Raw genomic sequence first — 12,548 nt, 5'->3', positions numbered from 1 at the left:
ATGAAACGCGAACGCAGCATCACCGGCCCACTCATTCTTGCCCTGACGACCGTCATGGTCGTCTTCTGGCTCGCTGCGATCGGCCTCAGCTTTCGCGTGATGCAGCATGAATTCGACGAGATTTTCGACGGCGCCCAGCAGGAGACGACCGAGCGCCTGCTGGCTCTGATCCTCGACGATCTGAACCAGAGTACGAAGGTCGATCCGCACAGCATGGCAATGTTCGACGTTGCGGCCAGACGCGAGTATCTGACCTATCAGGTGCGCGACACCAGCGGCAAGGTAGCGTTGCGCTCGAATGACGCCCCGGTCGAGCCCTTCGATGCACCGCTTCGCACCGGCTTTTACGACACGCCGACAGCCCGAATCTATACCGAGATGACAGCCGACGGCTCTCTGTTCCTGCAAGTGGCTGACCGGTTCAAGAACAGGCGCGAGGCAGTGCGCGAAAGCACCGTGACACTGCTGATCCCGTTGGTGGCGCTCATTCCGGCCAGCATTTTCGCAATCTGGTTCATCGTCGGGCGCGCGCTGCGACCGATCGAGACGCTTCGGCGAGATATCGGGACGAAGGACAGTGGCAACATGGCCGAGGTCGACGATCGGAACCTGCCGGTCGAACTGCGGCCGATTGCGCGATCGGTCAACCTGCTCCTCGGGCGCCTGCGTGCGGCTCTCGAGGCGGAGCGCGAATTCACCGCCAACAGCGCGCACGAACTGAGAACGCCGATCGCCGGCGCGCTTGCACAGACTCAGCGCCTTGCCGAGGAATTGCCGCCTAGTGCAACGCGAGATCGCGTCCAACAGGTCGAGGCTTCGCTGGTCAATCTCGGCCGTTTGGCAGAAAAGCTCTTGCAGTTGTCACGCGCGGAAGCCGGCATCGGTGGGAGCTCAAATGCGGTCGACCTGCGTCCGGTCCTGGACATGGTCGTCACCGACTTTCAACGCGACAGCCGCACGAATGGTAGGCTTCGATATTCCGCCGCGCCGGACACAAAGCTCATCCGCAACGCCGACATGGACGCCTTCGGCATTGTCACCCGGAACTTGATCGAGAATGCGTTGCTGCACGGCGATCCGGACCTGCCGGTCAATGTCAGCCTCGAAAGCGGCGGCGTCATCCGCGTCGTCAACGGCGGACCGCCGGTTCGCGAGACCGAGATGGCGGGCCTGAAAAAGCGTTTCAGCCGCGGCAAAACGACAGCGTCCGGTTCCGGGCTCGGACTAGCGATTGCCGACCGCATCGTGTCCCAAATGGGCGGGACGCTGGAATTGTTGTCGCCGGCGACCGGCGCGAAAACCGGCTTCGAGGCGAAAATGACGCTTCCGGCCTAGCCCGGATTTGGCTTGCAAAACCCGCGGAAGGGTGCGAGCAGACGCAGAGGCCATCCAAAGCAGCAGAACCCGAATGATCATCTCTTTCGATATCGGCGGCTCCGCCGTCAAGGGCGGTGTGGCGCACTCCGAAACCAACATCACGCCGCTCGGCCGTCGCCCAACCCCCAAGGACGACTTTTCTGCCTTCGTCGGTACGCTGCGCGCCATCATCGCGGAAACCGGCGAGCAGCCGACGCGCCTTGCCTTCTCGATCGCCGGCGTGGTCGATCCGGATACGCAGCGGCTCACCTGCGCCAATATTCCCTGTATCCACGGCCGCAATCTCGCCGCCGACCTCGAAGCCGAACTTGGCCTGCCAGTACTGATTGCAAATGATGCCGACTGCTTCGCCATGGCGGAAGCCGATCTCGGCGCCGGACGCGGTCACCGCATCGTCCTCGGTGCCATTCTCGGAACAGGCGTCGGCGGCGGCGTCGTCGCGGACGGTCGTCTGATCAATGCCGCCGGCGGCTTTGCCGGCGAATGGGGTCATGGACCGGCGCTTGCGTCTCACGCCGGCAATCCGCCGGTCGCGATCCCGGCCTATCCCTGCGGCTGCGGCCAGACGAGGTGTGTCGATACGGTCGGCGGCGCACGTGGTCTCGAGCGATTGTACAAGACGCTGCATGACGTCGATCTCTCCAGCCAGGAAATTATCGATGACTGGTTGAAAGGCGAGGCCAAGGCAGCGCGCACCATCGACGTCTTCGTCGATCTCGTCGCCTCACCGCTTGCGCTGACCATCAACATCACGGGCGCGACCATCGTTCCCGTCGGCGGCGGGCTTTCCAACGTCGAACCGCTGCTTGCGGAGCTGGACAGGGCCGTCCGGCAGCGCATCCTGCGCAAATTCGATCGCCCGCTGGTGGTCCGTAGCGAATGCCGCGTCGAACCCGGCCTGATCGGCGCTGCGCTGCTCGGCTTGAAAGCGGAAGCCGCTCTCGCGGCTAGCTGAAAAGATGCCGCGCCATGTAGTCGACGAAGACCTGTATCTTCGGGGTCGGGTAGCGATTGGCAGGCCATAGGATGCGAAAAGCGCCGACGTCTGCCAGCTCTTCTTCCATCACGGAGATAAGCCGGCCCGAACGGAGTTGGTCGCGCACAGCAAAGAGTGGCAGGCAGGCAAGCCCGATCCCGCTCTCGGCCATATAGATCAAGGGCTCCAGGGTGCTCGCGATAGAGGATATGGGCAGATCCACCGCATCATCGCTCCGGAATGGCCACCGCTCCAGCTTGCCGCTCGAGGGGTATTTGTGATGGAGGCAAAAGTGACGCCGCAAGTCCTGCAATGTCGTCGGCACGCTCATGCGGCCGAGGTATGCGCTCGAGCCCACAATGCGGTGAGAGAACTTGCCGAGCGTGCGCGTCATCAGACGCGAATCGCTGATCTCGCCCGTTCTAACTACGGCATCGAACCCCTCATCGATCACATCGACAAGGCGATCGGTAAAATCCAGATCCAGCTCGATCTCGGGATAGGACCGCATGAACGTGGTAATCGTCGGCATGAACAACATGCCTGCCAGCGGTAGACTGACACGAAGCTTTCCACGCGGCACCGCCTTAGTCCTCGCCAGCTCAAGCTCTGCCGCTTCGATCTCGCAGGCGATCCGCCGGCAGCGCTCGAGAAACATCGCCCCTTCGGGCGTCAGGGTGATGCTGCGCGTGCTGCGATGAAAGAGCCGCACTCCCAGCCGATCCTCGAGCCGCGCAATCGCCTTGCCGACCGCTGAGGACGAGATACCGAATTGCTGTCCTGTTCTGGCGAAACTGCGGAGTTCGGCGGCCTGTACGAATATTCCGAGCGCACCAAAGTTATCCAAGCATTCCTCCCATTGCGGACAAAACAGTCCGATCTTATCGGAATGTCGTCCCATTTTTCCGCAATCGCTACAAGGCTATCACGCTCCCGTCGGCCGAAAACTCGGCTTTGCAACCACGGAGACTAGCATGTCCAAAGAATACGCCGCCGGCTTCAATATCGCGCCGGCGCCCACGACCTTCATCGTCAACGTCATTCACGCCCATCCGGGAAAACAGGAAGAGGCTTTCCGGATCATCCAGGACGTCGTTCACTATGTCGCGGAACGCAAGGAAGGCTTCCTTTGGAGCAACCTTTCGAAAAGCACGGACGGCGAGACCGTCGTCAACATCGAAGCGATCCAGGATGAAGGCAATGTCGGCGAGTTTTTCGCCGATCCGGTTTTTCTTGAGAAATTCCGCATGCTCGACAGCGTCTCGACGAGTGAATTCCACGCCTACACGGTGGATGATCTCGTGCTGCCAAAGCGCGCGAACGCAGAAGGCTGATCTCTAAAGGGAGAAAGGCGCGGCTTTCACCGCGCCTTTTGACTTCACTCGGCAGCGACAGCCGGGGGATGGCGATCATCCACCGCGTCGTCATTGGCGTTCGACCGATCGCTTTCGGCGCTGGCCGCCTTCGGCTCCTTGCCGAAGAACAGCGCGTACGCAGCCGGCAGCACCAGGATCGTCAGTACCGTCGCGACCAGAATGCCGCCCATCATGGCGTAAGCCAACGGACCCCAGAAGACGCCACGCGAGATCGGGATCAGCGCCAGGACAGCCGTCAGCGCCGTCAGCATGATCGGGCGGAAACGTCGGACCGCGGCACCGACGATCGCTTCCTGCCGATGCATCCCCGCCTTGATGTCCTGATCGATCTGGTCGACGAGGATGATCGAGTTGCGGATGATAATGCCGAGCAGTGCGATGACGCCGAGGATAGCGACGAAGCCGAACGGTGCACCCGATATCAGCAGGGCAGCGGCCGCGCCGATGATCCCGAGCGGACCGGTTGCCAGCACGAGCATGGCCTTGCCGAAATGCTGCAGCTGCGCCATCAGCAGGATGACGATAACGACGAGCATGATCGGCGCCTTGGCTGCAATCGAGGCCTGGCTTTCCGCGGAATCTTCCGCGCCACCTTGGATCTCGACTTTGTAGCCGGCCGGCAGGCTGTCGCGCAGCGATTGCATGTCGGCATACATCTTCATGACCACGTCATTGGACTGCACGCCATCCGGTAGCGTTGCGCGGACCGTGATCGTCGGCAGACGGTCGCGCCGCCATTCGATCCCCTGCTCCAGAACCGGCACCACCTTGGCAACCTGCGAAACCGGAACAAAGCCGCCGAAATCCGTCGGCACGTAGACCGAATTGACCGCCGACAGCAGCGAGCGGTTGTCCTCCGGCTCGCGGGCAACGATCGATACCGTCTCCTCGCCATCGCGGAAATCGTCAAGCGGCGCGCCGGATACGGCTGTCTGCAGCATCTGACGAACGCGTTGCGAGGTGACGCCAAGCGCACGGGCACGGTCCTGATCGATCACCAGCTTCATCGCCGGCACCGGCTCCAGCCAGTCGTCATGGATCGCGCCGAGCAGCGGATTGGCCTGGAACTTTGCCTTCACCTCGTCGGCGATCTTGCGGACTTCCTGGCGATCCGGCCCCATGATGCGCATCTGCACCGGCCAGCCCGTCGGGGGGCCGAGGAACAGACGATCCACCTTGCCGCGGATATCAGGGAAGTCTTCCGCAAGGATCGTCCGCAGCTTCACGATCAGCCGTTCACGCGCCGGCTCGTCGTTTGCCATGACAAGAAGCTGCGCGAAGTTCGGATTGCGAAGCTGCTGGTCGAGCGGCAGGAAGAAGCGCGGGGCGCCTTCGCCGATATAGGTGGCGACGAATTTCTTGTCCGTATCGTCCATGATCTTGGCTTCGAGCGCCTTCGTCTGCGCCTCGACGTCCTTGATGCTGGTGCCTTCGGGCAGCCAGAGGTCGACGAGGATTTCCGGGCGCGACGACTGCGGGAAGAAGTTCTGTGGAATGAACTGGAACGCCCAGAGGCTGGTCGCGAAGGTGACCAATGTCATTGCCACCACGATGATGCGATGACGCACGGCCCAGCCGACGGTTGCCCGAAGGCGTCGGTAGAAGTTCGTATCGAAGGCATCGTGATGCTGGCCCGCATGGTGGCGCTGCTTCAGGATCATGTAGCCGAGCCATGGCGTGAAATAGACCGCCACGAACCACGAGACGACAAGCGCGATGCCAACGACATAGAACAGCGTGCGCACATATTCACCGGCGGTCGAGGCCGCAAAGCCAACCGGGATGAACCCGGCGGTGGTGATCAGCGTACCGGTCAGCATCGGGAAGGCGGTCGAGGAATAGGCGAAGCTCGCCGCCTCGATCTTGACAAGCCCCTCCTCGAGTTTTCGCTCCATCAATTCGACGACGATCATCGCGTCATCCACGAGCAGGCCGAGCGCGATGATCAGAGCGCCGAGCGAGATGCGCTGCAGGTCGATCCCGAGCTCGTACATGATCGCGAAGGTCGCAGCCAGCACGAGTGGGATAGCGATCGCGATCACGAGACCCGAGCGCCAGCCGATGGATAGGAAGGAGACGATGAGCACGATTATCAGTGCTTCACCGAGCGCATGCATGAACTCGCTGATCGCGTCGGTGACAACGTCGGGCTGGTTGGAAATCTGGTCAACGGCCACGCCGTAGGGCAGCGATTCCTCGAAGCGCTGATAGGTGGCTTCGACATCCTTGCCGACATCGGTCACCTTGAAGCCCTTGGCCATGACAACACCGACCTGGACGCTCTCGTGACCATTGAAGCGATATTTGCGCTGATAGGGATCTTCGAGGCCGGAATAGACCGTGGCGATATCCCCGAGACGCGTCACCTGATTGCCGGCCTTTATGCGCAGTTCGCGGATATCCTCGGCCTTTGTCACGTCACCTTCGACGGAGATGCGCACCGAACGCGTGCCGGTATCGACCGATCCGGCCGGATCGACGCTGTTCTGCCCCTTGATTGCGTTTTGCAGGTCGAGCACAGTGAGGCCGCGTTCAGCCAGTGCCTTCGAGGAAACGTCAATGTAGATCTTCTCAGGCTGGTCGCCGATGATGACCGCCTTTTCGACGCCAGGCGTCGTCAGCAACATGTCGCGTGCCTGGATGGCGAATTTCTTCAACTCGGGATAGCTGTAACCATCGCCGCTGATCGAGTGCAGCGTGATGTAGGTATCGCCGAACTCGTCGTTGAAATAGGGACCGAGCAGCCCGTCCGGCAGCTCATTGGAGATGTCGCCTACCTTTTTGCGGACCTGATAGAACGCGTCGGCCACCTGTTCACTGTTGGTATCGCCTTTGACCTGCAGAGTAATGATGGCGCTGCCCGCCCGCGTATAGGATTTGACCCAATCAATGTGGGGGGTTTCCTGCAGCTTACGCTCGATTTTGTTGACGACCTGGTCTTCCATTTCCTGGATGGAGGCGCCCGGCCAGATGGCCTGTACGACCATAACGCGGAAGGTGAAATCCGGATCTTCCTTCTGGCCCATGCGCATCAAGCCGAGCACACCGGTGATCAGGATCAAGCCGAATAGGAAGCGCGCGATGCTTGGGTGGCCAATCGCCCAGCGCGACAGGTTGAAGGGACGCTTCTCGGCGGTCGAGTTGTCCATGATCATATCCTCTCCTGGCCGGACCCTAGCGAATGATGTCGCCGGTTTCGGCTTGCGCCGACTGCTGTTCCGGCAGCTTGATCTTGAGGTTCTCGGTCATGAACTGCGTGCCGGCCGCGACGACGAGATCGCCAGTTTTCAGGCCGTCAGCGACATGGACGCCGCCGCCGGTGAACTCCGCAACCTTGACCTCGCGGGCATGGACGGTCGACGCATTGCGGTCGACGACCCATACAATCTTCTTGCCGTCCCTCTCGGCAAGTGCACTGAGCGGAATGGCAACGTTGGTCTCGGCATTGCCAATGGCGGCCTCGATCGTCGCCGTCATGCCGAGCAGCACGCGATCGTCGGTCGGAAGGCTGACGCGAACCGAGAAGGTCCGCGACTGTGCATCGGCGCTGCCGGAAACCTCACGCACCTTGCCGTCGAGCACCAGCTTACTGTCGGACCAGAAGCTGGCCTTGACCGTCTTGCCCGGCTTGAACTGCGCAACATCGTTTTCCGGAACGGCGATCTGCACTTCCTTCTCGCCATCGAGCGCGACGGTAACGACAGGCGTCCCCGCAGCAACAACGGCGCCGGTGTCGGCGCTGATCGACGTCACGATGCCGTTCCGGTCCGCCTTCAGTTCGGTGTAGGCGACCTGGTTCTTTGCCTGATCGAGGGACGAAGCCGCGGCATCCCGTGTCGAAACGGCTTGATCGTAGCTGAGGGCAGCCTGCTCCATCTGCGATTTTGCCGTAACGCTCTTGTCGAAGAGCTGCTGGGCGCGCTTGTTGGCAAGGTCGGCGGTTCCCACACCCTTTTCGGCAGCGGCAAGGTTTGCCTCGGCGGTCTTGACCGCCAACTCATAGTCGGTCGGATCGATTTCCGCGAGCAAGTCATCCGGCTTGACGCGATCGCCGATGTTGACGCGACGGTCGGTGATCTTCCCGGCAACGCGGAAGCCAAGGTTCATCTCGACGCGGGCCTTCACCGCACCGGAGTAATCGAGCGAGCGCGTATCGCCAGCCTCAGCGATCTCGACCACCTTGACGGGCCGGATGATCTCCTTCGTCTCTGCTTTCTTCTCCTCGCTGCAGCCGGATACGGCGAGCGCAACGGCGCCAAGAAGCGCGAGGCTGGCAAAGGACGGCAACTGTACTGTCTTCAGCGAAATCATCTTTCGCACTCCTGAAATAGCTTGTCGGTTGATCTGCGGCTTTGGCCGCCTGTTATTTTTTCAGCGCCTTGATCGAGAATTCGACCAGTTCATCGACGGTGGCGCGGTTGGTCTTGGCAAGGCACTGCGCCACCATCTGAGGATGACAGAGACTGATGGTTGCAGCCCCGAAACAGCGGGACGCGACATCCGCATCCTGCTTGGCAAACTCGCCGGCTGCGATCCCTTCGCGGATCACATCGGCGATCAATTCATGAATGCTGTCGACGTGTTTTTCGATGACGTGCCAATCGCGCTCAATGGCAACGATAACCATCTCATGCACTTTTTCCTGGTCGAGCATGGTCTCGACCGTCATCTGGTACTGGCCCTCGACGAAGCGGCGCAGCCGATCGGAAGCGCTGATTGGCAAATGGCAGGCGTCGTAGGCCATCTGGTAGCTAACATTCATCATCCGGCCGCAGATCGCCTGATGGATCTCCACCTTCGATGCAAAAAAGCGATAGACGTTGGCCGGCGACATACCGAGATCGCGGGCGATGTCGGCAACCGTTGTCTTTGAATATCCGTAGTGACGGAAAAGCCGCTCGGCAGCGTCGAGAATGCGCGTCACATTCTCCTGACGGGCTAGTTCGATCGTGTTTTCCGCAGCATCGCTGATCAATTCGGACACCTCGCTTACGACTGACGATTTTCGAATTTCGTCAGTCGTAAAATATCAATCGTAATCTGTCAACATTTTCTCGCTTGTGCCACGCGGTCCCGACGCTGCCTTAACCGCTGCGGTCAGTAAGTTGGGTCGGAATTCGGGATGATGTGGGAAGCGTCAAGGCGCAAGACATCGCTCCGCAAGCCTAAGCTGCAGGGCATAGCGCCGCGATAAAATGGAACTTAAAAGACCAGGCAGACGACAGGTGCCGGCATCAATACCCGGCACTCGGTCTTACCTGATCGCTCAGGCGAGCTTGACGTCCAACGAGATCGGAACAGCCGAGAGCGCTTTCGACACCGGGCATCCAGCCTTGGCCTTGTTGGCGAGTTCGATGAATGTCCTTTCATCGGTGTTCGGAACCGTGCCGGTCAGCGTAAGATGGATCGCCGTGATGGCGAAACCACTCTCCACGCTCTCAAGCGTCACCTTTGCCGTCGTTTCCATATCGGTTGCCCTGAGGCCCGCCTCTTCCAGGATAAGCGAGAGGGCCATCGTGAAGCAGCCGGCATGTGCCGCCCCGATCAGCTCCTCCGGATTCGTACCTGGGATGCCTTCGAAGCGGCTCGAAAAACCATAGGGATAGTGTTTGAGCGCGCCACTCTGCGTGGAGATCTGCCCCTTGCCGTCCTTCAGTCCGCCGGACCACTGCGCTGAACCTGTACGATTGATCTGCATGCCGTTCTCCTATCTGGATTAGAGGAAGCTGAAAGAGGCATCGCCTCTTAAACGCGATATAATCCTCTATCGGCAGAAGGCGACAACGCCGTGAAATTTCTTCGAGGCGGGCACCCTGAAGACGATCAGGTCCCCATTCGCGCCGTTTCCAACGTATAGAGTTCCTGCGCGCGCTTGACGCCGCGAAGTGCATAGCGACCGATACAGGCCAGCGCGCCGCGCTCCTCTTCCGGAATCGTTGCCGCAAATTCCGATGACATCAGCACGTTGAGATCAACCGAGCGGCACATCGATGCAATCCGACTGACCTCATTCACGGCAGGCCCGATGACGGTGAAGTCCAGCCGCTCACGGCTGCCGATATTGCCATAGAAGACATCGCCGATGTGCAAGCCGATGTACACCTCGGTTGTCGGGCGGTCCTCAAGCGCACGCTCGTCGTTCAGTGTCTTGAGCTTCTGCCGCAGCAATCTCTCGGCCCGAAGCGCCGCGCAACAGGCATCGGCGGGCTCGTCTGCCTTGAAGATCGCCAGGACCCCGTCGCCGATCAGCTTCAACACGTCGCCGCCGGCTTCGTGGATCGCCGAAATGACAACATCGCTGTAGGCATTCAGCATCGGCAGGATTTCTTCCGGCGGCGCACTGTCGGATATCTTGGTGTAATTCAGAAGATCCGAAAACCAAAGGGCCGCCGAGATCCGCTCCGACTTACCACGCGTGATCTTGCCCTTGAGCACCTGCCGGGCGGCATCGCCGCCAAGGTAGACTTCAGCAATCGTCCTGGCGATACGCGCCAGTGCAATGCACTTGATCGCAAGTGCCAGTACCGGCACCAACTTTCGCAGGATGATGAGGTCGTGATCGGAAAAGCCCTCTGGATGGCGCGTCGCAAAGTGAGAGAAGAAGCAATCCATCTCGCCGATCGTGCCCGCCTTGGCGAAGCGGTGGACCATCGCCACGAAATCGGTATGACCCTGCTCGAGCATCGTGTCGAGCATGACGAAGTCAATCGGATCGCCGAAGCCGATACGCCGTCTAACCTCGTTCTCTTCTCCGGCCCAAAGATAGTAGAAGGCGGAGCGCTGCCAACTTTCCAGCGCAGTACCTTCACTGGAGGGACCATACTCGAATTCGGTTTCGACCTCTTCCCGGCTATCCCAGCGGAATGCCCGTCCCTCGTGGACGGGATGGAGCGTGTCCATCAGCGCCATGCCGCGATCGAGCGGCAGGCCGCGCTCGCGGCAGGTGTTGCAGAACCCGGTCAGCAATTCGGCCTCGGAGGCGCCCTTCAGCCCCTGCTCCGTCAGCCATGCCGCAACTGTCCCTATATCGCTGTATTCCATGCCGTTTCCCTCGCTGGTGCGAAAGCTGTATCGCGATTTTGCCGACAAGGGAAAGGCGAACCTCAACCCGCAGAAGGCATGTTGTAAGGTGTGACAATTTCCACCGACGACAATGCCGAAGGCGCAATTCCGCCTCTGACCGGGTGAGCCATAATGGCGCGAAAGGCCGATCGGGCGTCCGTGCGCAGATCATGATGAAGCACCAAGCCGATCTTGCGGGCAATGAGCAGCGCGCGATTGTCCGCATCGAGATCATGCGCGACGAACACGCGGACCAGCCGTTGCGCCGCCTCGAAGGCGGCGAGCACCGCCCGGTTTCCGCCGCCGATGGAGTAGACCGCGTTGATTGCCGGATCCGCTTCAATCGCCTGCATCGCCAGCGTTCCCGTCGCCGCGTTCGTGCCGTGCCCTTGCCATGGAGACGGTCAATCGCGAGCGCATGAGCGCCAAGCTGTTCCCGGCATTGAAGTCGCTGAAGGGGAAACTGTCCGAAGCCGAGATCGGCAACGCGGTTGCTGCCTGCGCCCAGGGCTACTCGTTTCCGACCAACCTCGACCGCGACCCGCCGATCGGTGGCCTTGCCCCGAAGACGCAGGCGCAACTGATGCACGAGGCGCTGCAGGAGACTTGGGACGATGCGAGGTTCTCGTCGGCCCTGGCGCAACAGAGCGAGCGGCGACTGAGTTGACGCATCCGCATTGACGAATTTTGCTCCCGGCGCCTTGGCGCCGGTTGCAATCGGGCGGGGTCAATATACGTCCACAGATGGAGATTGGCTCGAGAACGGCAGAACGGCAACACTCTGTCCAGCGGAAGCAAAAGATTGAGCCGATCGGCGTCATTGCCGATCAAAACGAAACCGAACCCAAGGAAAAGCCGCCAGTTCAAGGCGTTTTGCCCCTTGTGTTCTTTCATTGGAGGAGTGCATGACCACAGACCACAGCCGCCTCGACGGCAAAATCGCTATCGTAACCGGCGGTACGCAGGGCCTTGGGGCAACGATTGCCCGCCTCTTTGCCGAGCGCGGCGCCAAGGGCCTCGTCATTTGCGGCCGCAACGAGCAGAAAGGGAAGGCGAAGGCCGAAGAGATCGCTGCCGCTACGGGGGCCAAGGTCGTTTATGTCAAGGCCGATCTCGGGCAGGTCGAGGATGCGAAAAACGTCGTTCATGTCTGCGACCAGACGTTTGGCCGCGTCGATACTCTCGTGAATGCGGCCGCCATCACCGACCGCGGAACCATCCTGGATACCAGTCAGGAACTCTTTGACGCCATGTTCGCCGTCAACGTCCGCGCGCCGTTCTTCCTGATGCAGGAAACGGTGAAGGTGATGCGTCGTGAGAAGATCGAGGGCACGATCGTCAATATCGGCTCCATGTCGGCCAAGGCAGGGCAGCCCTTCATTACCGCCTATTGCGCCTCGAAGGGTGCCCTGGAAACGTTGACGAAGAACACGGCCTACGCACTGCTGCGCAACCGCATCCGCGTCAACGGCCTCAACATCGGATGGATGGCATCCGAGGGCGAGGATCGAATTCAGCGGGAATTTCACGGCGCACCTGCTGACTGGCTGGAAAAGGCGGCCGCCGGCCAGCCGTTCGGCCGCCTCGTGGATCCCGAGGAAGTGGCACGCGCCTGCGCCTATCTCTCCTCGGCGGAATCCGGCCTCATGACCGGGTCCATGATCTGCTTCGACCAGTCGATCTGGGGCGCCTATGACGGCTCTCCGCATCCGGACACAGCCCTCTGAAAAAATGCAGAGCCCGACGCTTTTGCCGGC

At 60.8% G+C, this 12,548-nt stretch carries 10 protein-coding genes and 2 pseudogenes; 5 read left to right on the top strand and 7 right to left on the bottom strand.

All coding sequences use genetic code 11. The annotated features are described in order from the left end of the window. Both FHX09_RS25155 and FHX09_RS25150 read left to right on the top strand, forming a co-directional pair. Positions 1-1,335 carry an ATP-binding protein gene (locus tag FHX09_RS25155; RefSeq protein ID WP_184450794.1) on the top strand — a complete coding sequence of 445 codons (1,335 nt, stop codon included), beginning with the start codon at positions 1-3 and terminating at the stop codon, positions 1,333-1,335. A 73-nt stretch (positions 1,336-1,408) separates the two neighbouring features. Then, on the top strand, positions 1,409-2,332 hold the full coding sequence (locus FHX09_RS25150) for an ROK family protein (RefSeq protein WP_132591609.1): 924 nt from the start codon (positions 1,409-1,411) through the stop codon (positions 2,330-2,332). Here FHX09_RS25150 and FHX09_RS25145 read toward each other — a convergent pair. Beyond that, on the bottom strand, positions 2,325-3,200 hold the full coding sequence (locus FHX09_RS25145) for a LysR family transcriptional regulator (RefSeq protein ID WP_132591607.1): 876 nt from the start codon (positions 3,198-3,200) through the stop codon (positions 2,325-2,327). The genes FHX09_RS25150 and FHX09_RS25145 overlap by 8 nt on opposite strands. Before the next feature lie 127 nt (positions 3,201-3,327). Between FHX09_RS25145 and FHX09_RS25140 the strand changes: the two genes are divergently transcribed. After that, positions 3,328-3,687 (top strand): antibiotic biosynthesis monooxygenase, encoded by a 360-nt coding sequence (locus tag FHX09_RS25140; protein WP_132591605.1) that lies wholly within the window; start codon positions 3,328-3,330, stop codon positions 3,685-3,687. A 44-nt stretch (positions 3,688-3,731) separates the two neighbouring features. Here FHX09_RS25140 and FHX09_RS25135 read toward each other — a convergent pair whose 3' ends face one another. The 6 genes and pseudogenes from FHX09_RS25135 to FHX09_RS25110 form a co-directional block, all read right to left on the bottom strand. Further along, positions 3,732-6,878 carry an efflux RND transporter permease subunit gene (locus FHX09_RS25135; RefSeq protein ID WP_132591603.1) on the bottom strand — a complete coding sequence of 1,049 codons (3,147 nt, stop codon included), beginning with the start codon at positions 6,876-6,878 and terminating at the stop codon, positions 3,732-3,734. A 25-nt stretch (positions 6,879-6,903) separates the two neighbouring features. Next, positions 6,904-8,040: an efflux RND transporter periplasmic adaptor subunit gene (locus tag FHX09_RS25130; RefSeq protein ID WP_132591601.1), complete on the bottom strand. Its 1,137-nt coding sequence runs from the start codon at positions 8,038-8,040 to the stop codon at positions 6,904-6,906. Positions 8,041-8,092: 52 nt separating this feature from the next. Then, positions 8,093-8,701: a TetR family transcriptional regulator gene (locus FHX09_RS25125; RefSeq protein ID WP_132591643.1), complete on the bottom strand. Its 609-nt coding sequence runs from the start codon at positions 8,699-8,701 to the stop codon at positions 8,093-8,095. A gap of 294 nt (positions 8,702-8,995) precedes the next feature. Next, complete coding sequence (locus FHX09_RS25120; protein WP_007793984.1) at positions 8,996-9,427, bottom strand: OsmC family protein; 432 nt, start codon at positions 9,425-9,427, stop codon at positions 8,996-8,998. A 125-nt stretch (positions 9,428-9,552) separates the two neighbouring features. Then, on the bottom strand, positions 9,553-10,770 hold the full coding sequence (locus FHX09_RS25115; RefSeq protein WP_132591599.1) for an adenylate/guanylate cyclase domain-containing protein: 1,218 nt from the start codon (positions 10,768-10,770) through the stop codon (positions 9,553-9,555). A gap of 62 nt (positions 10,771-10,832) precedes the next feature. Next, positions 10,833-11,183 (bottom strand): annotated as a pseudogene (locus FHX09_RS25110) (LacI family transcriptional regulator); the annotation flags it as partial. Between FHX09_RS25110 and FHX09_RS25105 the strand changes: the two are divergent. Next, positions 11,183-11,458 (top strand): annotated as a pseudogene (locus tag FHX09_RS25105) (phytanoyl-CoA dioxygenase); the annotation flags it as partial. The pseudogenes FHX09_RS25110 and FHX09_RS25105 overlap by 1 nt on opposite strands. Positions 11,459-11,696: 238 nt before the next feature. Then, positions 11,697-12,518 carry an SDR family oxidoreductase gene (locus FHX09_RS25100; RefSeq protein WP_132591597.1) on the top strand — a complete coding sequence of 274 codons (822 nt, stop codon included), beginning with the start codon at positions 11,697-11,699 and terminating at the stop codon, positions 12,516-12,518. Positions 12,519-12,548: the final 30 nt, after the last annotated feature.

This window comes from Rhizobium sp. BK538 (assembly GCF_014197575.1).
Classification (GTDB): Bacteria; Pseudomonadota; Alphaproteobacteria; order Rhizobiales; family Rhizobiaceae; genus Rhizobium.
Note: the sequence above shows the minus strand (reverse complement) of the source record. Positions and strands in the feature narration are given on the sequence as shown.

Bases quoted from the DNA above. Each gene is read 5' to 3' on its own strand.
- FHX09_RS25120 (WP_007793984.1), bottom strand. From the start codon at position 9,427: ATGCAGATCAATCGTACAGGTTCAGCGCAGTGGTCCGGCGGACTGAAG.
- FHX09_RS25100 (WP_132591597.1), top strand. From the start codon at position 11,697: ATGACCACAGACCACAGCCGCCTCGACGGCAAAATCGCTATCGTAACC.
- FHX09_RS25115 (WP_132591599.1), bottom strand. From the start codon at position 10,770: ATGGAATACAGCGATATAGGGACAGTTGCGGCATGGCTGACGGAGCAG.
- FHX09_RS25140 (WP_132591605.1), top strand. From the start codon at position 3,328: ATGTCCAAAGAATACGCCGCCGGCTTCAATATCGCGCCGGCGCCCACG.
- FHX09_RS25150 (WP_132591609.1), top strand. From the start codon at position 1,409: ATGATCATCTCTTTCGATATCGGCGGCTCCGCCGTCAAGGGCGGTGTG.
- FHX09_RS25130 (WP_132591601.1), bottom strand. From the start codon at position 8,040: ATGATTTCGCTGAAGACAGTACAGTTGCCGTCCTTTGCCAGCCTCGCG.
- FHX09_RS25155 (WP_184450794.1), top strand. From the start codon at position 1: ATGAAACGCGAACGCAGCATCACCGGCCCACTCATTCTTGCCCTGACG.
- FHX09_RS25135 (WP_132591603.1), bottom strand. From the start codon at position 6,878: ATGGACAACTCGACCGCCGAGAAGCGTCCCTTCAACCTGTCGCGCTGG.